20 protein-coding genes are annotated in these 22,678 nt (G+C 66.3%); 12 read left to right on the forward strand and 8 right to left on the reverse strand.

Going from position 1 to position 22,678, the window contains the following annotated elements; translation table 11 throughout:
• Positions 1–109 precede the first annotated feature (109 nt).
• Entirely contained in the window at positions 110–325 is a 216-nt protein-coding gene (locus UU9_RS06530) for a hypothetical protein (RefSeq protein ID WP_007080943.1), read from the forward strand.
• A gap of 234 nt (positions 326–559) precedes the next feature.
• Here the strand turns inward: UU9_RS06530 and ku are convergent, their stop codons facing one another.
• Complete coding sequence (gene ku / locus UU9_RS06540; protein WP_007080944.1) at positions 560–1,516, reverse strand: non-homologous end joining protein Ku; 957 nt, start codon at positions 1,514–1,516, stop codon at positions 560–562.
• Between the two features lie 132 nt (positions 1,517–1,648).
• On the opposite strand from ku, the gene UU9_RS06545 reads away from it, so the two are divergent.
• Positions 1,649–2,656 carry an SDR family oxidoreductase gene (locus UU9_RS06545; RefSeq protein WP_007080945.1) on the forward strand — a complete coding sequence of 336 codons (1,008 nt, stop codon included), beginning with the start codon at positions 1,649–1,651 and terminating at the stop codon, positions 2,654–2,656.
• Positions 2,657–2,702: 46 nt separating this feature from the next.
• Positions 2,703–5,264, forward strand: a complete 2,562-nt coding sequence (gene ligD / locus UU9_RS06550; protein WP_007080946.1) for a DNA ligase D — start codon at positions 2,703–2,705, stop codon at positions 5,262–5,264.
• A gap of 391 nt (positions 5,265–5,655) precedes the next feature.
• On the opposite strand, the gene UU9_RS06555 is transcribed toward ligD, so the two are convergent.
• Entirely contained in the window at positions 5,656–6,216 is a 561-nt protein-coding gene (locus UU9_RS06555) for a type 1 glutamine amidotransferase domain-containing protein (protein WP_007080947.1), read from the reverse strand.
• Positions 6,217–6,293: 77 nt separating this feature from the next.
• Here UU9_RS06555 and UU9_RS18595 point away from each other — a divergent pair, with 77 nt between their 5' ends.
• From UU9_RS18595 to UU9_RS17865, 3 genes are read left to right on the forward strand one after another with little or no spacing between them, the layout of a single operon-like run.
• Entirely contained in the window at positions 6,294–6,542 is a 249-nt protein-coding gene (locus UU9_RS18595; protein WP_040670389.1) for a DUF3309 domain-containing protein, read from the forward strand.
• Positions 6,543–6,549: 7 nt separating this feature from the next.
• The gene (locus tag UU9_RS06565; RefSeq protein ID WP_007080949.1) at positions 6,550–7,203 is read left to right on the forward strand and encodes a UdgX family uracil-DNA binding protein; all 654 of its coding nucleotides are present in this window, start codon (positions 6,550–6,552) and stop codon (positions 7,201–7,203) included.
• A gap of 37 nt (positions 7,204–7,240) precedes the next feature.
• Positions 7,241–7,390: a hypothetical protein gene (locus tag UU9_RS17865; RefSeq protein WP_156804212.1), complete on the forward strand. Its 150-nt coding sequence runs from the start codon at positions 7,241–7,243 to the stop codon at positions 7,388–7,390.
• Positions 7,391–7,584: 194 nt separating this feature from the next.
• Here the strand turns inward: UU9_RS17865 and UU9_RS06570 are convergent, their stop codons facing one another.
• The 4 genes from UU9_RS06570 to lexA are packed head-to-tail and all read right to left on the reverse strand — an operon-like array spanning position 7,585 to position 13,438.
• Positions 7,585–10,674, reverse strand: coding sequence for an error-prone DNA polymerase (locus UU9_RS06570; RefSeq protein WP_040670390.1), 3,090 nt, complete (start codon positions 10,672–10,674; stop codon positions 7,585–7,587).
• Positions 10,671–12,182 (reverse strand): Y-family DNA polymerase, encoded by a 1,512-nt coding sequence (locus tag UU9_RS06575; RefSeq protein WP_007080951.1) that lies wholly within the window; start codon positions 12,180–12,182, stop codon positions 10,671–10,673. Before UU9_RS06575 ends, UU9_RS06570 begins: the two co-directional genes overlap by 4 nt.
• A 12-nt stretch (positions 12,183–12,194) precedes the next feature.
• Positions 12,195–12,818, reverse strand: coding sequence for a translesion DNA synthesis-associated protein ImuA (gene imuA / locus UU9_RS06580; RefSeq protein ID WP_007080952.1), 624 nt, complete (start codon positions 12,816–12,818; stop codon positions 12,195–12,197).
• Positions 12,818–13,438, reverse strand: coding sequence for a transcriptional repressor LexA (gene lexA, locus UU9_RS06585; RefSeq protein WP_007080953.1), 621 nt, complete (start codon positions 13,436–13,438; stop codon positions 12,818–12,820). Before lexA ends, imuA begins: the two co-directional genes overlap by 1 nt.
• A gap of 143 nt (positions 13,439–13,581) precedes the next feature.
• Here lexA and UU9_RS06590 point away from each other — a divergent pair, with 143 nt between their 5' ends.
• From UU9_RS06590 to UU9_RS06600, 3 genes are all read left to right on the forward strand, one after another.
• Positions 13,582–16,002, forward strand: a complete 2,421-nt coding sequence (locus UU9_RS06590) for a DEAD/DEAH box helicase (RefSeq protein ID WP_007080954.1) — start codon at positions 13,582–13,584, stop codon at positions 16,000–16,002.
• On the forward strand, positions 15,999–16,928 hold the full coding sequence (locus UU9_RS06595) for a ribonuclease H-like domain-containing protein (protein ID WP_156804213.1): 930 nt from the start codon (positions 15,999–16,001) through the stop codon (positions 16,926–16,928). Before UU9_RS06590 ends, UU9_RS06595 begins: the two co-directional genes overlap by 4 nt.
• Before the next feature lie 73 nt (positions 16,929–17,001).
• Positions 17,002–17,823: an isocitrate lyase/PEP mutase family protein gene (locus UU9_RS06600; RefSeq protein WP_007080956.1), complete on the forward strand. Its 822-nt coding sequence runs from the start codon at positions 17,002–17,004 to the stop codon at positions 17,821–17,823.
• 79 nt (positions 17,824–17,902) lie between these two features.
• Here UU9_RS06600 and UU9_RS06605 read toward each other — a convergent pair whose 3' ends face one another.
• Together UU9_RS06605 and UU9_RS06610 are read right to left on the reverse strand one after the other, a co-directional pair.
• A complete protein-coding gene (locus tag UU9_RS06605) occupies positions 17,903–18,907 on the reverse strand; it encodes a glutathione S-transferase family protein (RefSeq protein ID WP_007080957.1) in 1,005 nt (334 codons plus the stop codon).
• 35 nt (positions 18,908–18,942) lie between these two features.
• A complete protein-coding gene (locus UU9_RS06610) occupies positions 18,943–19,863 on the reverse strand; it encodes a LysR family transcriptional regulator (RefSeq protein ID WP_007080958.1) in 921 nt (306 codons plus the stop codon).
• A 161-nt stretch (positions 19,864–20,024) separates the two neighbouring features.
• Between UU9_RS06610 and UU9_RS06615 the strand changes: the two genes are divergently transcribed.
• Genes UU9_RS06615 through catA form a run of 3 tightly spaced genes read left to right on the forward strand, consistent with a single transcriptional unit; the run spans position 20,025 to position 22,501 of the window.
• Positions 20,025–21,212: a muconate/chloromuconate family cycloisomerase gene (locus UU9_RS06615; protein WP_007080959.1), complete on the forward strand. Its 1,188-nt coding sequence runs from the start codon at positions 20,025–20,027 to the stop codon at positions 21,210–21,212.
• Between the two features lie 3 nt (positions 21,213–21,215).
• Positions 21,216–21,506, forward strand: a complete 291-nt coding sequence (catC, locus tag UU9_RS06620; protein WP_007080960.1) for a muconolactone Delta-isomerase — start codon at positions 21,216–21,218, stop codon at positions 21,504–21,506.
• Between the two features lie 56 nt (positions 21,507–21,562).
• Positions 21,563–22,501, forward strand: coding sequence for a catechol 1,2-dioxygenase (catA, locus tag UU9_RS06625; RefSeq protein WP_007080961.1), 939 nt, complete (start codon positions 21,563–21,565; stop codon positions 22,499–22,501).
• The last annotated feature ends 177 nt before the right edge of the window (positions 22,502–22,678 follow it).

Consider the following 22,678-nt stretch of genomic DNA (forward strand, 5'->3'; position numbering starts at 1 on the left):
ACAGGGACTTTTGCGGCGGCATCCTGCGCACATTCGAAAGTACGCGGCCCGGCACGTTGGCCCGGCTTGCGATCATTGGTTGACCCTCCCCCCGATCTGCGAGGCAAACATGGATATCGTCGTCACGGATCCACGCTGTGTGACCGGTCTCGGCGGCAGCGACATGCAGTACGTGCCACCGGCGCCGTCACCGCCGACACCCACCGACCCCACCCAGCCGGGCGAACCGGTACAGACGCCGCCGGAACCTGGGCTGCCGCCGGTGGAGCCGCACAACCCGGATCTTCCCGAGCGCCCCTTGCGTGCCCACGGCGAGGCGGGCTGATCCGCATGGACGCAGAGATCAACCAGCGCTGCGCCCATCCCGCGTGCGGCTGCCAGACGCGGGTGGACGATCCCTATTGCAGCGATTATTGCCGCCAGAAAATCGAAAGGCCGGGTGCAAGCGCGGGTGCGCCTTGCGAATGCGACCACGCGCCATGCCGCGAGCGGCAGGCGCATGCGCGCAACCACCTTCGGCCGGTCGAGGGCTGACGCACGAGGGCGCGGCCCTGCGTCCTCAGGCCGTTTTGCGACGCGTGGTTTTCTTCGCCGCCTTGGCTGCCGGCTTCTTCTTGCTGGCGGTCTTCTTGCCCGCCGATTTTTTGGTGGCCGTCTTGCGCGGTGGCTTTTCCCCGCTGTCTTTCTTCGCGGCGGCTTTCCTTGCCGGGGTGCGGTGCTTCGTTTCGAGGCTTTTCTGCAGCAGCGCCATGAAGTCGACCACGTTGGTGCTGGCGTTCTCCGGCATCTCGCCCTCGTCCTCGGACGGCGGCGTGACCACGCCCTTGGACTTGAGCCGCTTCTCGATCACCGCGCGCAGGCGTTCGCGGAATTCGTCGCGATAGTCGCCGGGCGTCCATGCGTCACTCATCGAATCGATCAGCTGCTCGGCCATGTCCATTTCCTTGGACGAAATGCGGTAGTCCGATACCTCGCCCTCGGGGATCTTGTAGTCGCCGGCATCCACCAGCTCCTGCGGATAGCGCATCAGCATCAGCAGCAGGCTGTTGTCGCGCGGCATTACGGCGGAGAGGTATTCGCGGGTGCGGATCACCACCCGCGCAATGCCGATCTTGCCGGTGCGCTTGAGTGTCTCGCGCAGCAGCACGTAGCCCTTCTCGGCCTTCTTGCCGGGCACCAGGATGTACGGCTTCTCGAAATACTCCGGCCCGATCGATCCGGCATCCACAAAGGTTTTCACTTCCACCGCCTCGCGCCCCTCGGACGAGGCCGACTTGATGTCGTCCGGATCCAGCACGACGTAGCTGCCTTTTTCGTACTCGAAGGCCTTGACGATTTCCTTCCACGGCACCTCCTCGCCGGTTTCCGCATTGACGCGCTCGTAGCGCACCGGCGTGTTGCTGCGGTTGTCCAGCATGCGGAAATGCAGATCCACGCTGCGCTCGCCCGACATCAGCGAGACGGGCACGTTGAGCAATCCGAAGGAGAGGGTTCCGGTCCAGATGGGACGCGCCATGGTGTGTGCTCCAGCGAGGAATTCGCTACTTGACTATGGCCACTGGCTCGTGGACGGGCTGTCAAGTTTTTCACCCGGGATCAACGGGATGCTGGGTAGCGTCCGGGTTCCTGCCACCGAACAGGTTTCACCATGGCCACCAGCAAAAAAGCCGCACAAAAATCCCGCACCCACGAGACCGCGGAGAAAGCGCGGGACATTCAGCGCGGCGTAGAACGCAAGGAACAGGACAAGCCCGCCAAGTCCGCGAAAGCGGCAAAGAAGGGCGCGCCGCAAACCGGCGAACGCAAGCAGCCGAAAAATCCGCTGCCGAAGCAGCACCAGTCCAAACCTGGCAGCGAGCATGACCTGGACCCACGGCCGCAGTTCACCGCACCCACGTATGCCGGCAGCGGCAAGTTGACCGGCATGACCGCCATCGTCACCGGTGGCGACTCGGGTATCGGTCGCGCCGTGGCCGTGCTGTTTGCCCGCGAGGGCGCCGACGTGGCCGTGGTGTATCTGTGCGAGGACGAGGACGCCGCCGAAACCCGCGACTACGTGGAAGCGGAAGGCCAGCGCTGTCTGCTGATCCGTGGCGACGTGAAGGATCCGACCTTCTGCAAGAGCGCGGTGGAGAAAACGGTGAAGGCGTTCGGCAAGCTGTCGATCCTGGTCAACAACGCCGCATTCCAGCAGCACGCCGAGTCCATCGAGGACGTCACCGACGAGCATCTGGATCAGACCCTGCGCACCAACCTGTACGGCTATTTCTACATGGCACGCGCCGCCTCGCCACACCTGGGCAGCGGCGATTCGATCATCAACACCGGCTCGGAAACCGGTCTGTTCGGCAGCAGCAAGTTGCTGGACTACTCGATGACCAAGGGCGGCATCCACGCGTTCACCAAGGCGCTGGCGTCGAACCTGGTGTCGCGCGGCATCCGCGTGAACGCGGTGGCGCCGGGCCCGGTGTGGACGCCACTGAACCCGGCCGACAAACCCGCCGAAAAGGTGAAGGATTTCGGCAAGCACAACCCGATGGGCCGCCCCGCGCAGCCCGAAGAACTGGCACCCGCCTACGTGTTCCTGGCCGCGCCCTCGTGCGCCAGCTACATCTCCGGCGCGGTGATTCCGGTGATGGGCGGCCCCACCGGCTGATCACCCCACCGTCGCATGGATACGCGCCCCTCGCCGGACAAGCACGATGACCGAACTGCAGGAATACCGCCGCAAGCGCGATTTCAGCAAAACCCGCGAACCCGCGCCCGACGCGGCCGTGGCGCCGGAGCACCGTTCGCTGTTCGTGGTGCAACTGCATCACGCCAGTCGCCGCCATTTCGATTTCCGGCTGCAGGTGGGCGACGTGTTGAAAAGCTGGGCGGTGCCCAAGGGCCCCAGCTACGACCCGGAAGTGAAGCGCCTGGCGGTGGAGGTGGAAGATCATCCAGTGGCCTATGCCACGTTCGAAGGCGACATCGAGCACGGTTATGGCAAGGGCCACGTCGACCAGTTCGACCTGGGCGTGTGGACCACCGAGGGCGACGCCGAAGCGCAAATCCAGAAAGGGCACCTGCGTTTCGAGCTGTTCGGCAAGCGCCTCAAGGGTGGCTGGCACCTGGTGCGCAGCGGCCGCAAGGAGCGCCAGCCGGCATGGTTCCTGATCAAGGCCAAGGACGCGTTCGCCGGTGACGTGGAGGCGGACGATCTACTGGACAAGAAGATGATCGCCAGCACCAAGGCCGCCGCGAAAACCCCCGCCACCAAGGCCGCTGCCAGGAAGTCCACGGCGCGCAGGAAGGCCATTCCCAAGGGCACGAAAAAGATCCCGCGCGCCCGCCTGGCGAAAATCGCCGCCGGCCTGGATGGCGCGCGCAAGGCCAACGCCAGCAATGACTTCTTCAAACCCGAACTGGCCCGCCTGCGCGACACGGCGCCAGCCGGTGATGACTGGCTGCACGAAGTGAAATGGGACGGCTACCGCATCCTCACGGCGATCGCCGGCGGCGAGGTGAAGCTGTGGTCGCGCAATGCCCTGCCCTGGAACGACAAACTGCCCGACATCGTGCAGGCGCTGGAGCTATTGGGACTGCAATCGGCGCAACTGGATGGCGAGCTGGTAGCGCTGGACGCGCAGGGGCGAAGCGATTTCAACGCGCTGCAAAAAACCCTCTCCGGCGAGATGCAATCGCCGCTGGTCTACATGTTGTTCGACATGCCCTACTTCGAGGGCCACGACCTGTCGCGCGTCGCCCTGCTCGACCGCAAGGACCTTCTGCAACAACTGACGGTGCACGCGCCGCCGCACCTGGCCTTCAGCACGCACGCGATCGGCAACGGTGACCAGGTATTCCAGATGGCTACCGAACAACAGCTGGAAGGCATCATCTGCAAGCGCGTGAAGTCCACGTATCACCCGGGCCGTGGTGACGACTGGATCAAGGTGAAGCGGCTGGAAAGCGACGAATTCGCCGTGGTGGGCTACACGCCACCCAAGGGCAGCCGCAGCGGTTTCGGCTCGCTGCTGCTGGCCCGGCCCGATCCCGACACGCCCGAGGGCTGGATCTATGCCGGCCGCGTGGGCAGCGGTTTTTCCGACGAGCAGCTGCGCGCGCTGAGCAAAACCATGGACGAAAAAGGCAGCACGAAACCCACGGTGGCACTGGCCGGCGTGGATCCGCTGCTGCGCAACGCCCGCTGGATCAAACCGGTTGCCGTGGCCGAGGTGTACTACCGCGGCATCGGCAACCAGAACCTGCTGCGCCAACCGAGCCTGAAAACCATGCGTACCGACAAGAACCCCGCCGACCTGCTCGACTCCGACCGCGCCACCGGCAAAGGCAAGGCGGCGAAGAAGACCGCGAAGGGCAAACCGCGCCGCGATGCCACCCAACCCGCCGACATCGCCATCAGCCACCCCGACCGCGTGGTGTTTGCCGAAGGCAGCATCACCAAACAGGAGGTGGCCGATTACTACACGGCGGTGATGAAGTGGTTCCTGCCCGGTGTGATCGACCGTCCCACCTCGGTCATCCGCTGCCCGGAGGGTGCTGACAAGACCTGCTTCTTCCAGAAGCACCTGATGCAGGGACTGAAACACGTGGGCAGCGCCAAGCTGAAGGAAGAATCCGGCGCGCAAGCCGTCTACATCTACCCGCTGGACGCCAGCTCGATCATCGAATTGGTGCAGTTCGGCGTGCTGGAATTCCATCCCTGGGGCTCGACCGTGGAGCATCCCGACAAGGCCAACCGCGTGGTGTTCGACCTGGACCCCGGCGACAACGTGGCATGGGAGCGCGTAGTGGCCGCCGCCCGCCTGGTGCGCAAACTGCTCACGCAACTGGGCCTGGAATCGTTCCTGCGCACCACCGGCGGCAAGGGCCTGCACGTGGTGGTGCCGCTCAATCCCGGCTGCCCCTGGCCGATGGTGAAAGGCTTCGCGCAGGCATTCGCCTCCACCCTGGCGCAGGCGCATCCGCTGGATTTCGTGGCCACTGCCACCAAGTCGCAGCGCAACGGCAAGATCTACGTGGACTACCTGCGCAACAGTCGCGGCGCCACCAGCGTGGCCTCGTATTCGCTGCGCGCCCGTGCCGGTGCACCGGTGGCCGTGCCGCTGCGCTGGAGCGAGTTGGGCAAGCTGAAAAGCGGCCACGATTTCGACATCCATTCCACGCCCAAGCGGTTGGCGCGACTGCGCTCGGACCCGTGGAAAGGCATCGACGATGTGCAACAGAACCTGGACAACGTGATGAAGCGCCTCGCCTGATCTACCGATAGGGACGTCCACTCAAACCCCGCCACTGAACGGAGCCGCTCATGCCGGATACGGATCGACCGAAACAACCGCCAGGTACCTCGGGCTATCCCGAGCCGCAGCCAAGACCGAAGCACGACCCCGCGCAAATGCCCGACGCGGATACCCCGCACGAGTCGCAGAATGTTCCGGAGAGCAAGCCGGATCAGCCCAAGTAAGCGTGATTTGATGCAGGTTTCGGGGCGCCCTTCGACTTCGCTGCGCTACGCTCAGGGTGATCGGTGTTGGAAGCGCGCGGCATTCGCATGATCGGTGGTGAACCAAATGCATGCCTTACACGCCACCGATCACCCTGAGCGTAGGCCGGCAGGGCCGAAGTCGAAGGGCAACGACGAAGAACGATCTACACGGCGTCAGCCTGCTCCAATGCCGCGATGACCGCACCGGAAAACGCGGGGATATCCTGCGGTTTGCGGCTGGTGATCAGCTGGCCGTCGCGCACCACTTCGCTGTCTTCCCATTGCGCGCCGGCGTTTTCCAGATCCTTGCGCAACGATGGCCACGAGGTGAGCTTGCAGCCGTCCACCAGGCCGGCGTCGATCAAGGTCCATGGCCCGTGGCAGATCGCCGCGATCAACTTGCCGGAGGTACCGAACTGGCCGATCAAGGCGATCGCCGCCGGTTCCAGTCGCAGCTTGTCCGGGTTCATCACGCCGCCGGGCAGCATCAGCGCGTCGTAGTTGTCCGCTTGCGCATCCTGCAGCGCTACATCCACGTTTACCGGGTCACCCCAGTTCTTCTTGTCCCAACCCCGGATTTGCGTGGCGCCGCCCGGCGCGATCACATCCACCTGGGCGCCGGCCGTTTCCAGCAAGCGTTTGGGTTCGGTCAGCTCGGATTGCTCGAACCCGTCGGTGGCGAGCATGGCAATGCGACGGCCGCTCAATTTTTCGGACTCGGTCATGGCGCTTTCCTGGGGTGAGGGAGCGCGCAGCTTGCGACTTTCCGCATGGACGCCACGTCAAGTTTTTTTGACGGTGCATGCACGAGCCGCTTGCCATGGTGCAGGCCGCGACAGGCAGCGCCTGCCGCCTCTCCGCACGCTTCGTGCCCAACTACAAGGACGCTCTCATGTCGATGTCACTTCTGCTGATCATCGTGCTGATCATTCTGCTGATCGGCGCATTTCCCGCTTGGCCGTACAGCCGGTCGTGGGGTTATCGTCCCGTGGGTGGCCTGGGCATCATCGTGATCATTGTCATCGTGCTGTTGCTGCTGGGCGTTTTCTGATGCGCCGATGAAGGCTGCCAGCGCCCCTACCCTTCCGCTGGCCAAGCCCGTGGCGGAGATCCCCACGGGCGCGCTGGTGACGTTGCGCCGCAAGGCCAGAGGCTGCCGCGCCTGCCCGCTATGGCGCAACGCCACGCAGACGGTATTCGGCGAAGGCCCTGCCACCGCAGCGGCGATGTTGATCGGCGAGCAGCCCGGGCAGCAGGAGGATGAAACGGGCGCGCCGTTCGTAGGCCCCGCCGGGCACCTGCTGGACCGTGCGCTGGAGGAGGCGGGGCTGGATCGGGGGGCGCTCTATCTCACCAATACCGTCAAGCGTTTCAAATACGAAAACCGCGGCAACGCGAAATTGCACAAGCGCGCCAACGCCTCCGAACAGGCGGCGTGCCGCATGTGGCTGGCGGCCGAACTGTCGCGGGTGCAGCCGCGCGTGGTGATCGGACTGGGCGCGATGGCGGCGCAGACACTGTTCGGCAATGCCTTCCGCATCACCCGCGAGCGCGGGCAATGGCGCGAACTGGGCGAAGAGGTACGCGGCATGGCGACCTGGCACCCTTCCGCGGTGCTGCGCATGCCCAAGCCCGACCAACGCCATCAGGCTTACGCGGAACTGGTAGCCGACCTGCGTGACGTGGTCGCCGTGCTGGCGGATATGGCGTGATGTTCAACCTGATCCACAAGCGCAGCAGGAGGCCGTCATGAAAAATCGCCGTCGGTGGATAGGGCTTATCGTGCTGATGGCCGCCCTGGTCGCGATCCTGGCGGTTGGCTTCTATCGCAGCGTCACCGGCCAGGACACGCACCCCGAGGACAGCCGCTCGCCGACGGGATCGTCCGAACCCTTGTAGGAGCGCACCCTGTGCGCGAGCTCTTGATCTTGCTTTTGCTTTTGCGAATCCCGAATCCCGAATCCCGAATCCCGAATCCCGAATCCCGAATCCCGAATCCCGAATCCCGATTCCCGAATCCCGATTCCCGATTCCCGATTCCCGTAAAAGGCATCGCGCACAGGGTGCGCTCCTACAACACAGTGGCCGTGCGACTAATGGAAATCCCGTGAGCGCGCATCCAGGGCACCCAGCAGCGGCGTGAGATCCCTGAGCCGGTGCGCGATCAGGTGGCTGACGCCTTCCACCTGTTCCCACTGCCCTTCCACCGCCAGCAGGCGCGCTTGCAGCAGCGGCAGGCGCTGAGCCTCGGCCACGTGGCGCCATACGACGACATTGATCAGGCCGTGTTCGTCTTCCAGCGTCACGAAGATGATGCCGCTGGCGGTTTGCGGTTGCTGTCGCGACGTCACCAGACCGGCCACGCGCACGTGACTGTTGTGCGGCTGTTTGCGTAGCGCCTTTCCGTCGATGCAACGCGCTGCGTTCAAGCGGGCGCGGATCTGCCGCAGCGGATGCGCGCCCAGGCTGAGGCCGGTGCGCGCGTAATCGGCCAGCGTATCCTCCGCCTGCGTGGGCAACGGCAGGATCACGGCCGGCTCGGCCGGGCTTTGGGCACCGAACAACGGCAGCTGCGCCTCGACCCCGGCCACCGCCCAGCGCGCGCGATGGCGATGGCCGGCCAGCCCACGCAGCGCCGCCGCATCGGCCAGCAGTTCCTGATGGCGGCGATCGAGGCCGGCGCGCGCGCACAGGTCGGCGATGTCGGTGAAGGCGCGTTGTTCGCGCGCCGCAACGAGGCGAAGTGCGGCGGCTTCGGAACACCCGCGCACCATGCGCAGACCCAGCCGGATCGCGCGGGCATCGGCATCGCCGCGCGGGTCCGGCTCCAGCGTGCAATCCCAATCGCTGAAGCGTACGTCCACCGGATGCACCGCGACGCGATGGCGCCGCACATCCTGCACGATCTGGCTGGGCTCGTAGAAACCCATCGGCTGCGAATTGAGCAGCGCGCAGGCGAATGCGGCGGGGTAATGGCATTTCAGCCAGCACGAGGCATACACCAGGTTGGCGAAGCTGGCCGCGTGCGATTCGGGGAAGCCGTAGGAGCCAAAACCCTTGATCTGCTCGAAGATGCGCTCGGCGAAAGCTGCCGTGTAGCCGTTCTTCAACATGCCGCGTATCAGTTTTTCGCGATGCGGCTCCAGTCCGCCATGGCGTTTCCACGCGGCCATCGAGCGGCGCAGCTTGTCGGCCTCGCCAGCGGTGAAGTCGGCCGCCACGATGGCCAGTTGCATCACCTGCTCCTGGAACAGCGGCACGCCGAGCGTGCGTTGCAGCACCGCCTTGAATTGCGGCGATGGATAGTCGACTTCTTCCTCGCCATTACGGCGTCGCAGGTACGGATGCACCATGTCGCCCTGGATCGGCCCAGGCCGCACGATCGCCACCTGGATCACCAGGTCGTAGAACTTTTCCGGCCGATGCCGCGGCAGCATGGCCATCTGCGCCCGGCTTTCGATCTGGAACACGCCGACGGTATCGGCGCGCTGGATCATTTCGTAGGTGTCCTTGTCGTTCTCCTCGGCTTTGGCAATCGTCGCGATGGATGTGACGACGCCATGCTCGCTTTGCAGCATGCTGAAGCATTTGCGCAGACAGGTCAGCATGCCCAGCGCCAGGCAATCGACTTTCAGCATGCGCATGTAATCCAGGTCGTCCTTCTCCCACTGGATCACCGTGCGGTCGGCCATCGCCGCGTTTTCCACGGGCACCATCTCGCTCAGCGTGGTGTTGGAGATCACGAAGCCGCCCACATGCTGCGACAAATGCCGCGGCATGCCGAGCAACTCGTAGGTGAGTTTCAGCACGCGGCGGATGACCGGGCTGTCGGGATCGAAACCCTGTTCGCGCAACCGCTCCTCGGCCGTGCTGTCGCCCCAACCTCGCGCGAAAACATCGCTGAGCCGGTCGACCTGGTCCAGCGGCAGGCCGAGGGCTTTGGCCACGTCGCGCACCGCGCTGCGGCCGCGGTAACAGATCACGGTGGCGGCCAGCGCGGCACGCTCGCGACCGTACTTTTTGTAGATGTACTGGATGACTTCCTCGCGCCGCTCGTGCTCGAAATCCACGTCGATGTCGGGCGGTTCGTCGCGGTCCTCGCTGATGAAGCGCGCCACCAGCAGGTTGTTGACCTCCGGATCCACCTCGGTCACGCCCAGCGCGAAACACACGGCGGAGTTGGCGGCCGAGCCGCGACCCTGGCAGAGGATGTGCTGGCTGCGTGCGAAGCGGACGATGTCGTATACGGTGAGAAAGAACGCCTCGTATTTTTTCGTGGCGATCAACGCCAGCTCGTCGTCGATCAGCTTGCGCACTTTCGCGCTGGCGCCCTGCGGCCAACGCCAGCGGATGCCTTCCTCGGCCAGATGACGCAGCCAGCTGGACGGCGAATAACCTTCCGGCACCAACTCCGTCGGATAGTCGTAATTCAGCTCGCTCATATGGAAGGTGCAGCGCTCGGCGATGCGCACGCTTTCCTGCAGCAAGGCCCCAGGGTAGAGCTCGGTCAGCACATCGCGGCGGCGCAGGTGGCGTTCGCCGTTGCGGAAGATCAGCGCGCCCGCCTCGGCGATCGGCACGCGATGGCGGATCGCGGTGAGCGTGTGCTGCAGCGCCAGCCGGCGGCGCACGTGCATGTGCACGTCGCCGCTGGCCACCAGGGGCAGATCCAGTGCGTGGCCGATCCGCTGCAGTTCGTGCAGGCGTGCCGCGTCGTCGGGGCCGCGATGCAGTTCCACCGCCAGCCAGGCGCGCTCGCCGAAGGTATCGCGCACCCAGCGGCCGTGCGTGATATCCGGCTGCGCTGGCGGCAGCCACAAGGCCAGCGTGCCCGGCAAGCCGTTTTCCATATCCGCGCGGGTGAGCCGATAGTTGCCTTTTTCCGAAGCGCGGCGTCCGCGCGTGATCAAGCGGCAGAGTTCGGTATAGCCCTGTTTGTTTTCGCACAGCAGCACCAGCTTGGGACCGTCCTCCAACTGGAATTCCGCGCCCACGATCAGCTTCAGGTCGAGCTCGGTCGAGGCCTGGTACGCGCGCACGATGCCCGCCAGCGAACATTCGTCAGTGATCGCCAGCGCGCTGTAACCGCAGGCTTTGGCGCGCTCGAACAATTCGCCGGCCTTCGATGCGCCGCGGCCGAAGGAGAAGTCGGACAGGCAATGCAGTTCGGCGTAATCCATCATGCGAACCACCCCTGCAGCATCCAGCCCGCCTGCTCGCCCGGTGCGCAGAACGCCCATGCGTGCTGACCCAGCGACGTCTCCACCACGTAGTAATCGCGGCACACCTCGCCGCCATCCCACCAGCCGGTTTCCAGCCGCTCGGGGCCGGAAAGGATGCGCGGCGCGGTGCCGCGCAAGGGGATGGGGCGATCGAGCAGCCAGGTGGGACGCGGCTCGTCGCTTTGTGGGAGCGGCTGTTGTGGGAGCGGCTTCAGCCGCGATGCTTTTGAGCCGGGATTTGGGATTGGGGATTTGGGATTCGTAAAAGCAAAAGCATCGCGGCTGAAGCCGCTCCCACAAGGGCTTTGCCCGGCAACGGCTTGCGCCCGCTCCGGCCGCGGGTCGGTGGTGCTGTCCAGCTGATGCACGGCGCGATCGCCCAGCCGCGCGCGCAGGCGCTCGCGCAGTTGCTCGATCGGCAGCGCATTGGCGGGGCGTTCGTCGAACAGGTCGCGGCCGCCCGGCACGAACGGCGGCAGATCGCGCGCGATGAGCCGCATCGCCAGCACCGGCTCGGGCAACTGCACCTGATCCAGCCGGCCACGTGCCAGTTCGAACAACATGCCGGGCTCGCGCTCGGGCGTGAGCAGGCCTACGGGAACCTCGGTGACCTTGCCGTCGCGATGTTCCAGCCGCAGAACGAATCGCTGCACACCGCCATCCCGACCCGCCAGATAGGCGGCCAGATCACCGGTGATGCGGCGTAGGGGGAATACCAGCGAGGCGATGTTTTCCACCTCGTGCATCAACTCGATGCGCAGGTCGAACACGTCGGGCGGACGATAGGCATCGAGCCCCGCGGGCAGCTCGCCGGTGAGCCGGTCCAGCGCCGCCAGCAACTCGACGCCGAAGCGGCGGCGCAGGCCATCGCGCGGCAGGCCCAGCAACTGACCCAGCGTGCGGATGCCCATGCCAGGCAAGGCTTCCGTCGCCGCCGCCGGCAAACGGCTCTTGCCAATCGGCACGCCTTGCAGCGCGCGGCGCAAGGTATCGGGCGTCAGCACCGCCTGACCATCGCTGACGCCCGCCAGCACATACGCGGCATGCGGCGTGGGCGCGGCGGTGATGCGGTGGCGAAAACCCAGCGCGGCGAGGTCCGCGCGCAGCATCGCTTCCAGCCGCGGCCAGGGGCCGAACAAGCCCATGCTGCGGCTCACCTCCAGCACGATCGCATGCGGCAGCAGGCTCACCTCGGAGCTGTAGCGGTACGCCACGGCAGCCAGGAAACGGTGCCAGCGATCCACCGCCTCGCGGTCGTACGGCAAGGCATCGAAGCGGGTCAGCAAGGCTTGCGCGGCGCTCAGCCGCTGGCCGACGTGCAAGCCGGCCTCACGGGCCTCGCGATTGGCCGAAACGATGCTGCGCGCGTTGACGGGGCCATCCACCAGCACCAGCGGCCCGGCGTCGGGTCGACGCCGAAGGACGCCGTCCAGCGCCAGGTGCGGCAGCACAATGCAGGCCCACAACATGACGGCCGGCCATCAATGCAGCGCGCGACCGAGCGGCACCGGCTGTGCCGGCACCGATCCGCCACGGCATTTGCGCACCCACACCTGGGCGCGGGGCGCAGCTTCCAGCTCCAGCCGCAGGGCCGCCGGCGACGCGTGCGGCAGGTGCTTGCGATCGCGGAAGGCGAACGCCAGCGCCTGGCCGTGATCCGCCGCCACCTGCAGCCGTCGCAGCGTGCGGTCGTCGGCCTGGCGTGGCCACGCCAGCACCGCCGCGCAGCTGCCCGAACGCAGGCATTGCTCCATCGCCCAGGCCACGTCGTTGTCACCGGCGGTGACGATGTCGACCCGGCGCATGTCCACGCCCTGTTGCTGCCAGCCGGCCACGCAGGGCAGGTACGGCGGCGCCACGATCACCACCGTGCGCGCGCCCTGGGTGAGCCGCGCCAGGGTCGGCAGCACCAGCCGCAATTCGCCCACGCCATCGGCCGGCAGCAGGATCTCCGACAACGATGCCGCCGGCCAGCCGCCGGCCGGCAGCGCGGCATCGAGCTCGGCCCAACCGGTAGGCTGCTCGCCGACCGGGATCGGCGCCGCGCGCCCGCGCCAGACCTGCTGCGCATCCAGCAGCGTGGACAAGGCCACCACGGCGCCCATCAGCTGCCCCTCAACAGGCCCGCGAACAGACCTTCGATGGCGAAATCCTCGGTAGGGTCGGGGTCGATCGGCTGGTAGCCCGGGCTGTTCGGCAACAGCCGGATCACGTCGCCCTGCCAGTGCAGCCGCTTGATGGTGAAACGGTCGCCGCCCACCCTTGCGGCCACCACCTGGCCATGGCGCGCCACCGGCGTGGCGTGCACGCCCACGATGTCCTGGTCGAGGATGCCTTCGTCGCGCATCGAATCGCCCACCACGCGCACCAGGTAATCGGGCTTCAGCCGGAACAGCCAGCTGGACACGCGCAGCGTGCGCTCCACCCGCGCGTCGGAAAACAGCGGCTCGCCGGCGGCGATGCGGCCGACCAATGGCAGCTCCATCGTGTCCGCGTCCATGGGATCGTGCGAGGTCACCAGGCGGATGCCGCGCGAGCGGTTCGGCTCGATCAGCAGCCGCCCCTTCGCCTCCAGCGAGCGCACGTGTTTCAGCACGGCGCTGACGTTGGCCAGCCCCATCGCCAGGCCGATTTCCTCCAGCGTGGGCGCCTGGCCGGTGTGGTCGAGGCGGTCGCGGATGAAATCCAGGATGTTGGATTGGCGGGCGGTGAGCTGCAGGGTCATGGCTGGTATCTTTTCACCTTTTGTGGTGAAAATGAAGAAGAGAAAGATGAACGTCGCGGTGCGGCTCCAGTCTTGCTCCGCGTGATCTCAGTGGATGAGACCACCCCTTGCTGTCATGCCGCCCTGCCCGCCGAGATCCGCCCATGAACGCCCTGCCCGACCGTTACCACGCCGCCGACGAACTGGTGCTGCGCAGCCCCGACGACGGCCGCTCGCTGGCGCAGCGGCTCAACAAGCGCTATGCCGCGCGCATCACCGGCGCCTTCGTGGTGCCGGCGCAGGACGGCAGCTACGCGCCGCTGCCGGCCGACTTGCCACCGGCCCTGGCGCAAGCGCTGCGTAGCCGTGGCGTGGACCAGCTCTACAGCCACCAGGCCGAGGCGTGGGCCGCCACGCAGGCCGGAGCGCACGTGGCCGTGGCCACGCCCACCGCATCGGGCAAATCGCTGTGCTACACGCTGCCGGTGATCAGCGCGGCGATGCAGCAGCACGCCAAGGCGCTGTACCTGTTCCCGACCAAGGCGCTGGCGCAGGACCAGGTGGCCGAATTGCTGGAACTGAACCAGGCCGGCGAACTGGGCGTCAAGGCGTTCACCTTCGATGGCGACACGCCCGGTGATGCGCGCCAGGCGATCCGCCTGCATGGCGATATCGTGGTCAGCAACCCGGACATGCTGCACCAGGCGATCCTGCCGCATCACACCAAGTGGGCGCAGTTTTTCGAAAACCTGCGCTACGTGGTGATCGACGAGGTGCACACCTATCGCGGCGTGTTCGGCTCGCACGTGGCCAACGTGATTCGCCGGCTGAAACGCGTGTGCGCGTTCTACGGTGTCACCCCGCAATTCATCCTGTGCTCGGCCACCATCGGCAATCCGCAGCAGCATGCCGAAGCGCTGATCGAGGATGCCGTCACCGCCATCGTTGAAAGCGGCGCGCCGGCCGGCGAGAAGCACGTGCTGCTGTGGAATCCGCCGGTGATCAATCCGGACCTGGGCCTGCGCGCCTCGGCGCGTTCGCAGACCAACCGCATCGCGCGGCTGGCGATCAAATCCGGCCTGAAGACGCTGGTATTCGCGCAGAGCCGCAGCATGGTCGAGGTGCTCACCAAATACCTGAAGGACGTGTTCGACCACGACCCGCGCAAACCCCCACGCATCCGCGCCTATCGAGGCGGCTACCTGCCCAAGGAGCGCCGCGCCGCCGAGCGCGACATGCGCGCGGGCAGCGTCGACGGCATCGTCAGCACCTCGGCGCTGGAGCTGGGCGTGGACATCGGTTCGCTCGACGTGGTGGTGTTGAACGGCTATCCCGGCTCCGTGGCGGCCACATGGCAGCGCTTCGGCCGCGCTGGGCGGCGCCAGCAATCGGCACTGGGCGTGCTGGTGGCCAGCTCCGATCCGCTCGATCAATACCTGGTGCGACACCCGGAATTCTTCCAGGGTGCCACGCCCGAGCACGCGCGCATCCAGCCCGATCAGCCGCTGATCCTGCTCGACCACATCCGCTGCGCCGCGTTCGAACTGCCGTTCGTGGGCGACGAGATGTTCGGCACTGAAATCGTCACGCCGTGGCTGGACGTGCTGGGCGAGGAAGGCGTGCTGCATCGCGAGGGCGATCGCTGGGAGTGGATCGCCGACAGCTACCCCGCCATCGCGGTGTCATTGCGCTCGGTGGCCGACGGCAACTTCGTGGTGGTCGACCGCACCAACGGCCGCCAGACCATCATCGCCGAAGTCGATTACAGCGCCGCGCCGGTGACCTTGTACGAAGGCGCCATCCACATGATCCAGTCCGTGCCCTACCAGGTGGAACGGCTGGACTGGGAAGGCCGCAAGGCCTACGTCACGCGCACCCAGGTCGATTACTACACCGACGCCATCGACTACACCAAGCTGAAAGTGCTCGATTGTTTCGACAGCGCCGGCGCCGGCCGCGGCCAGGCCCACCACGGCGAGGTGCACGTGGTGCGGCGCGTGCCCGGCTACAAGAAAATCCGCTTCTACACGCACGAAAACATCGGCTACGGCCCGGTCAACCTGCCCGACCAGGAACTGCACACCACCGCAGTGTGGTGGCAGCTGTCGCAGGCGGTGCTGGCGTCCGCGTTCGATGATCGCCAACAGGCGCTGGATGGTTTCCTCGGCGCCGCCTACGCGCTGCATATCGTGGCCACGGTGGCGGTGATGGCCGAGGCGCGCGACCTGCAGAAATCGGTTGGCAGCGGCGATGGCGCCTGGTTCGTCAGCGCCGACCTCAGCGGCCGCGGCCAACTGCGCGGCAGCGACGGCCAGCCGATGGCGCTGGCGCCCGATGCGCCGTTCACGCCCACCGTCTATCTGTACGACGCGTTCCCGGGCGGCATCGGCCAGAGCGAGCCGCTGTTCCATCGCCGCGAAGACCTGATCACGCAGTCGATCACCCTGATCGAACGCTGCGATTGCCACGCCGGCTGCCCCGCCTGCGTGGGGCCAATTCTGGCCGCCGACGAGAACGTTGATCTGGCCGTCCATACGGCCAAGTCGCTGGCACTGCGTGTGCTCGCATTGCTGGTGGCGCTATGAGTGCGCTGAGTGCGAAGCTGCGCCAATTGCGCGCAGATGCAGGGCACACGCCGCCTCAAGGCCCCGCTCACCCTGAGCGTAGCGAAGCGAAGTCGAAGGGCCACGCCACCCCATCCCCCGTCCCCCGAATCGATGGCATGCCATCCCTTTGGCCGGCGGGAAAACCGAAAGCCGCCGCGCCATCGTCGCTCTCGCCCGACCTCCGCCGCCTGCTGCAACGGCACGCCCAGCTCAAGCGTGGCCCGGCGTACCTGGCTTCCAGCGACCGCGACGTTCCCGGCATCGAGCTATCCCCCGGCCTGCGCTACACCGAAGCCCATGTCGACTGGCTCGCCCCGCCCGCCATCATCGATGCCGGCTTCGCCCGCATGGAGCCGGTGCATCACCACCGCCTGCTGCACTTCGACACCGAAACCACCGGCCTGGCCGGCGGCACCGGCACCCGCGCCTTCATGATCGGCGCCGCCGACTGGCACGACGGCCGCTTCCGCATCCGCCAGCTCACCATCACCAGCATGGCCGCCGAAACCGCCATGCTGCGCACCTTCGCCAGCTGGCTGGCCGACGACACCGTGCTCGTCAGCTACAACGGCAAATGCTACGACTCGCCCCTGCTGAAAACGCGCTACCGCCTGGCGCGCCTGCCCGACCCGCTGACCGGCCTGGGCCATCTGGATCTGCTCCATCCCGTGCGCCGCCACTGGAAAGGCCAATGGGAAAACTGCCGCCTGGCCACCGCCGAACGCGAACTGCTCGGCGTGGTGCGCGAGGACGACCTGCCCGGTTCCGAAGCCCCCGCCGCCTGGCTCACCTACCTGCGCGGCGGTTCCGCACGAAACCTGCGCCGGGTGCTGGCACACAACAACCAGGACCTGAAGAGCCTGGCGGGTGTATTGCTGTACATGGCGCGGTTGCCGCATCGATGAATACGCTGGTGTCCAGCGCGCCTCACGGCAAACTCGATGCGGCCATTCCCCAACTCACTCCGGAGTCATCCCGATGACAACAGCCAATCACGCAGCCACCTTCCGCCAATTGCACCAGCACGGCCTGCTGCTGCTCGCCAATGCATGGGACGCCGGCAGTGCCCGGCTGATCGAAAGCCTCGGCGCCAAGGCCATCGCCACCACCAGTGCCGGCGTGGCGTGGGCCAACGGCTACGTCGATGGCAGCCGGTTACCCGTGCAGCACTCGGTTGCCACGATCGCCAACATCGTCCGCGTCATCCGAGTGCCGCTCAGCGTCGATTTCGAGGACGGCTACGCCAGCGATCCTGCGACCGTTGCCGACAACGTCGCCCGCGTGATCGACGCCGGTGCGGTCGGCATCAATATCGAGGATGGCGCCGACAGTCCTGACCTGCTCGCCGGCAAGATCGAACGGATCAAGCGTATGGCCGCTCAGCGCGGTGTCGACCTGTTCGTCAACGCCCGTACGGACGTCTATCTGCGTGGTCTCGCCAGCGATGACCGGCGCGTCGAGGAAACCCTCGCCCGTGCAGCGCGGTATCGCGCGGCTGGCGCCGACAACCTGTTCGTGCCCGGTGTGGTCGATGCCGACGATATCCGCCACATCGTCTCGAACGCGGGGTTGCCGTTGAATGTGATGAGCCGGCCGGGCCTACCCAGCGTTCCGGAACTGGCCGCTCTGGGTGTGCGGCGACTGAGTGCAGGGGCGTCGATTTCGATCGCGACCCTGGATTGCGTGGCCGGACTCGCCGACAGTTTCCTGCATGGCGAGGGCAAACAGGTATCCGGCAAGGCGCTGGATTACGGCGCGATCAACAAGCTGTTTGACGGTATCGAGGCCAGGCAACATTAAGGCTCGTCGTATGACGCCATGCCGCACGCGCCGGGTCGCAACCGACCCAGCCGGGTATCTGCAGCCAAGGCCGAAGGTTTCAGGCGCCCCGGATCTCCCGTTCGCCCAGCCGATCGCGATCATGCGGAGCATCGAACGCGGGGACCGGGCCGATCGATACGATGCCGTACGGGTTGATCGACTTGTGGCTGCGGAAGTAGTGGTGGCGGATGTGGTCCATCCACACGGTGTCAGCCACGCCAGACAGTTGGTAGATGTCGCGCAGCAAGCCATCGAGGTTGGGATAGTCGCGGATTCGCTTGCGGTCGCATTTGAAGTGCGTCGCGTACACCGCGTCGAAGCGCACCAGTGTGGTCCATAGGCGCAGGTCCGCTTCGGTCAGCGTGTTGCCGACGAGGTAACGGTGTTGCCCCAGGCGCTGCTCGAGTGATTCCAGCGTGGCGAAGAGCGCGGTGACCGCCTCGTCGTAGGCTTCCTGGCTGGTGGCGAAGCCGGCCTTGTAGACGCCGTTGTTGACGTTGTCGTAGACGGTCGCGTTGATGGTGTCGATGGCGGCGCGCAGGTCGTCGGGGTAGTAATCGCCCGCCCGTGCGCCGATGCCGTCGAAGGCTGCCCCGAGCATGCGGATGATTTCCGATGACTCGTTGTTGACGATGGTTTCGCGCTGCTTGTCCCACAGCGTCGGTACCGTTACTCGGCCGCTGTAGTGCGGGTCGGCCTTCAGATACAGCTCGTACAGCTTGCCGAATCCGTAGAGTCGGTCGCCGGTCGCGCCCGCGAAGTCGGTGCGCAGTTCCCACCCGTTTTCCAGCATCAACGGATGCACCACGGATACGTCGATGTGCTGTTCCAGGCCTTTCCACGCCCGCATCACCAAGGCGCGATGCGCCCACGGGCAGGCGTAGGACACGTACAAATGGTAGCGACCGCTTTCCGCCTTGAAACCGTCCTGGCCGGATGGCCCGGCGCTGCCGTCGGCGGTGATCCAGTTGCGGAACCGGCTTGCCGAACGTTCGAAGCGCCCGCCGGTGCTGCCGGTGTCGTACCACTGGTCTTGCCACCTGCCGTCTACCAGTAATCCCATGATGGTCTCCTCATCGCGTGTGGGGCACCGCTGGCCTACAGGTTGCCGCCCGCCGGACCCAGCCAGGGCGGTGACGCCGCGTACAACTCCTGTACCAGTTGCTTGATCAACACGATGTAAGGCGAGTCGTCGTCGCGGCGGTGGCTGAGGATGATCGGCGAGGTCGCGTGTTCGTCGTCGATCACGCGGTAGTGCAGATCGGTGCGGTGCAGGCTGGCGGTGTATGGCACCACGCAGATGCCGGTGGCGGCCGCGGCCAGCCCCAGCGCGATCTGCATCTCGCTGACCTCGTGCACGTTGCCGGGCCGCACGCCGTGGTCCTCCAGCAGGGCAAGCACCTGGTCGGCGAAGGAGGGGTGCTGGCCTTTCGGGTAGACGATCAGGTCCTCGCCCGCCAATTCGGCAATCGCTACCGGCGCATCGTTGTCGGCCAGCCGGCTGCCCGGCGCCACGGCGAGCACCAGACGCTCCTCGCGCAGCACGGTGCGTTCGACCACTGCATCGTTGCGGCGGATGCGGCCGAAGCCGATGTCGATACGCCCGGCCTTGAGCGCCTCGATCTGCTGCACCGACATCAGCTCGACCAGTTGGATGTCCAGCTCCGGGGCGTGCTTGCGCAGCTCGCGCACCAGCGCCGGGACACCGCCGTACAAGGTGGAAGCCACGAAGCCGATCGAGAACACGCGCCGCTGCTGATGCCCCACGCGTTGGGTCGCGGCCTTCATCTGCTCGACCCGGCCGAGGATCTGCAGCGCCTGTTCGAGGAACAGCTTGCCCGCATCGGTGAGCCGCAACGGCCGGCTGGCGCGGGAGATCAGGGTCACGCCCAGTTCCTCCTCCAGCAACTGGATCTGCCGGCTCAGCGGCGGCTGGGCGATGTGCAGTTTTTCAGCGGCGCGGGTGAAGTTGCGCTCGCGGGCGACGGCAATGAAATAGCGGAGCTGGCGCAGGTCCATGGCTGATTTACCCGTTAAGTTTTCATACCCCGGATAAACCAAGGCACGGTATGGAATGACTCAGTAGCGCCTGTTTCAGCCCAACTATACCTTCAAGGTATTCATGAAGAGCTATTCAGTGTTGGACGGCAAGGGGTCGGACGGCCGATAACCGACTTGTCATGAAACTCTCCCCCGCCCCCGCCAAGCACCCCGCCGCCACGATCGAGCGCATCGAAACCGTGCTGCTCGACCTGCCGACCATCCGCCCGCATCGCCTGTCGGTGGCCACGATGAACGGCCAGACCCTGATGCTGGTGCGCATCCATTGTTCGGACGGCGTGGTTGGCGTCGGCGAAGGCACCACCATCGGCGGGCTGGCCTACGGCGGGGAAAGCCCCGAAGGCATGAAGCTGGCGGTCGATACCTATTTCGCGCCGTTGCTAAAAGGCGCCGATGTCACCCGCGTGCCGGCGCTGATGGCGCAGTTGGACCGCTCGATCAAGGACAACCGCTTTGCCCGCAGCGCGGTCGAAACCGCCCTGCTCGACGCCCACGGCAAGCGCACCGGCCTGCCGGTGTCGGAGCTGCTGGGTGGTCGCCGTCGCGAGCGCCTGCCGGTGGCGTGGACGCTGGCATCGGGCGACACCGCGCGCGACATCGCCGAGGCCGAGCGGATGCTCGACCTGCGTCGACACAACGTGTTCAAGCTCAAGATCGGCGCGCGCAGCGTGGTCGAGGATGTCGCCCACGTCGCCGCGATCAAGCGCGCGCTGGGTGAGCGTGGCGCGGTGCGGGTCGACGTCAACATGGCCTGGAGCGAATTGCAGGCCGCGCGCGGTATCGCCGCGCTGGCTGACGCCGGCTGCGAGCTGGTCGAGCAGCCGGTGGCCACTGCCAGCGCGCTGGCGCGGCTGGTGCGACGCTTCCCGGTCGCGCTGATGGCCGACGAATCACTGCACGGACCGCGCTCGGCATTCGAGCTGGCCAAGCTTGCCGGCGCCGACGTGTTCGCGGTGAAGCTGGAGCAATCCGGCGGCGCGTACGCGGCCCAGCAGGTTGCCGCGATCGCCGACGCCGCGGGCATCGAGCTGTACGGCGGCACCATGCTCGAAGGCGCGGTCGGCACCGTGATCTCGGCCCACGTGTTCGCCACCTTTGCCAATCTGCAATGGGGCACCGAACTGTTCGGTCCGCTGCTGCTGACCGAGGAAATCCTCGCCGAGCCGCTGGATTACAGCGACTTCCAGCTCACCGTGCCGGCCGGCCCCGGCCTGGGCATCAGCCTGGACGAAGACCGCGTGCAGTTCTTCCGCCGCGACCGTGCCACGCGCACGGTGAGCCTCGCCAACACCACCAAGGGAGGTTGAGCCATGCTTTTCCAGGTACGAATGGACGTCCATATCCCCGCCGACCTGCCGGCAGAAGTCGCCAACGACATCAAGGCGCGCGAGAAGGCGTACTCACAGGAGCTGCAGCGCAGCGGCAAGTGGCGCCATATCTGGCGCGTGGCCGGCGAGTACGCCAACTACAGCATTTTCGATGTCGACAGCAACGAGGAACTGCACCAGCTGCTGACCGGGCTGCCGCTGTTCCCCCACATGCGGATCGCGGTGACCCCGCTGTGCCGCCATCCCTCGTCGGTGCGTGACGGCGACGCCTGAGCCCGACGGCGACGCCCAAACCCACTGACCCACAGCAACCGGAACGAGGAACACGCATGAACATCAAGATCTTCGATACCCCGGAAGTCCAGGACTTCCTGCAGACCGTCAGCGGACTGGACAACGACCAAGGCAACCCGCGCGCCAAACAGATCATCCACCGCGTCCTGTCGGACCTGTTCAAGGCCATCGACGAGCTGGACATCACCCCGGACGAATACTGGACCGCCGTCGGCTGGCTCAACGAACTGGGCAGCGCCGGCCAGGCCGGACTGATCTCCCCCGGGCTGGGCCTGGATCATTTCCTCGACCTGCGCCTGGACGCGATCGACGCGGCGGCCAACGTGGAATGCAAGACCCCGCGCACCATCGAAGGTCCGCTGTACGTAGCCGGTGCGCCGGTCGAGCAGGGCTTTGCGCGGCTCGACGACGGCCGCGACACCGACGGCCAGCCGCTGGTCATGCACGGCACCGTGTACGACGCCAATGGCAAGCCGGCGCCGGGCGCGAAAGTCGAGGTATGGCACTGCGACACGCGCGGTTTCTATTCGCACTTCGACCCCACCAGCAAGCAGGCGCCGTTCAACATGCGCCGCACCATCATCGCCGACGACCAGGGTCGCTACCGCTTCCGCAGCATCCTGCCCAGCGGCTACGGCGTGCCGCCGGGCAGCCCGACCGAACAACTGTTGAGCGCGCTCGGCCGCCACGGCCAGCGTCCGGCGCACATCCACTTCTTCATCAGCGCCGCCGACCACCGCAAGCTGACCACCCAGATCAACATCGACGGCGATCCGCTGCTCAACGACGATTTCGCCTACGCCACTCGCGAAGGCCTGGTGCCGAAGGTCACCGAGCGCAGCGACGAGGCCAGCATCAAGGCCAACCAGATGGACGGCCCGTTCGCCGAGATCGAGTTCGACTTCGCCCTGACCCGGCTGGTCGACGGCATCGACAACCAGATCAACGAAGCGCGCGTGCGCGCGGAAGGCTGAGAGGCTGTGATGGAGCCAAGAAGCACCACTCTGTTCCTTCCCCCGCCTGCGGGGGAAGGTGCCCGAAGGGCGGAAGGGGGCGCTCTTCGTTCGGTGTGAAAAGTCAAACGCACGCGGCTTTGCCGCGCACCCCCATCCGCCTTCGGCACCTTCCCCCGCAAGCGGGGGAAGGAACAG

It is taken from the genome of Rhodanobacter fulvus Jip2, assembly GCF_000264315.1.
Lineage (GTDB): Bacteria > Pseudomonadota > Gammaproteobacteria > Xanthomonadales > Rhodanobacteraceae > Rhodanobacter > Rhodanobacter fulvus.

Excerpts from the sequence above, each read along its gene's own strand:
- UU9_RS06530 (WP_007080943.1), top strand. The coding sequence starts at position 110 with ATGGATATCGTCGTCACGGATCCACGCTGTGTGACCGGTCTCGGCGGC.
- UU9_RS06605 (WP_007080957.1), bottom strand. The coding sequence starts at position 18,907 with ATGGGATTACTGGTAGACGGCAGGTGGCAAGACCAGTGGTACGACACC.
- UU9_RS06565 (WP_007080949.1), top strand. The coding sequence starts at position 6,550 with ATGAAGGCTGCCAGCGCCCCTACCCTTCCGCTGGCCAAGCCCGTGGCG.
- UU9_RS06575 (WP_007080951.1), bottom strand. The coding sequence starts at position 12,182 with ATGTTGTGGGCCTGCATTGTGCTGCCGCACCTGGCGCTGGACGGCGTC.
- catC (WP_007080960.1), top strand. The coding sequence starts at position 21,216 with ATGCTTTTCCAGGTACGAATGGACGTCCATATCCCCGCCGACCTGCCG.
- UU9_RS06600 (WP_007080956.1), top strand. The coding sequence starts at position 17,002 with ATGACAACAGCCAATCACGCAGCCACCTTCCGCCAATTGCACCAGCAC.
- UU9_RS06595 (WP_156804213.1), top strand. The coding sequence starts at position 15,999 with ATGAGTGCGCTGAGTGCGAAGCTGCGCCAATTGCGCGCAGATGCAGGG.
- UU9_RS06610 (WP_007080958.1), bottom strand. The coding sequence starts at position 19,863 with ATGGACCTGCGCCAGCTCCGCTATTTCATTGCCGTCGCCCGCGAGCGC.
- UU9_RS06590 (WP_007080954.1), top strand. The coding sequence starts at position 13,582 with ATGAACGCCCTGCCCGACCGTTACCACGCCGCCGACGAACTGGTGCTG.
- catA (WP_007080961.1), top strand. The coding sequence starts at position 21,563 with ATGAACATCAAGATCTTCGATACCCCGGAAGTCCAGGACTTCCTGCAG.
- UU9_RS18595 (WP_040670389.1), top strand. The coding sequence starts at position 6,294 with ATGCACGAGCCGCTTGCCATGGTGCAGGCCGCGACAGGCAGCGCCTGC.
- imuA (WP_007080952.1), bottom strand. The coding sequence starts at position 12,818 with ATGGGCGCCGTGGTGGCCTTGTCCACGCTGCTGGATGCGCAGCAGGTC.
- UU9_RS06570 (WP_040670390.1), bottom strand. The coding sequence starts at position 10,674 with ATGATGGATTACGCCGAACTGCATTGCCTGTCCGACTTCTCCTTCGGC.
- UU9_RS17865 (WP_156804212.1), top strand. The coding sequence starts at position 7,241 with ATGAAAAATCGCCGTCGGTGGATAGGGCTTATCGTGCTGATGGCCGCC.
- UU9_RS06555 (WP_007080947.1), bottom strand. The coding sequence starts at position 6,216 with ATGACCGAGTCCGAAAAATTGAGCGGCCGTCGCATTGCCATGCTCGCC.
- UU9_RS06615 (WP_007080959.1), top strand. The coding sequence starts at position 20,025 with ATGAAACTCTCCCCCGCCCCCGCCAAGCACCCCGCCGCCACGATCGAG.
- ligD (WP_007080946.1), top strand. The coding sequence starts at position 2,703 with ATGACCGAACTGCAGGAATACCGCCGCAAGCGCGATTTCAGCAAAACC.
- lexA (WP_007080953.1), bottom strand. The coding sequence starts at position 13,438 with ATGACCCTGCAGCTCACCGCCCGCCAATCCAACATCCTGGATTTCATC.
- UU9_RS06545 (WP_007080945.1), top strand. The coding sequence starts at position 1,649 with ATGGCCACCAGCAAAAAAGCCGCACAAAAATCCCGCACCCACGAGACC.
- ku (WP_007080944.1), bottom strand. The coding sequence starts at position 1,516 with ATGGCGCGTCCCATCTGGACCGGAACCCTCTCCTTCGGATTGCTCAAC.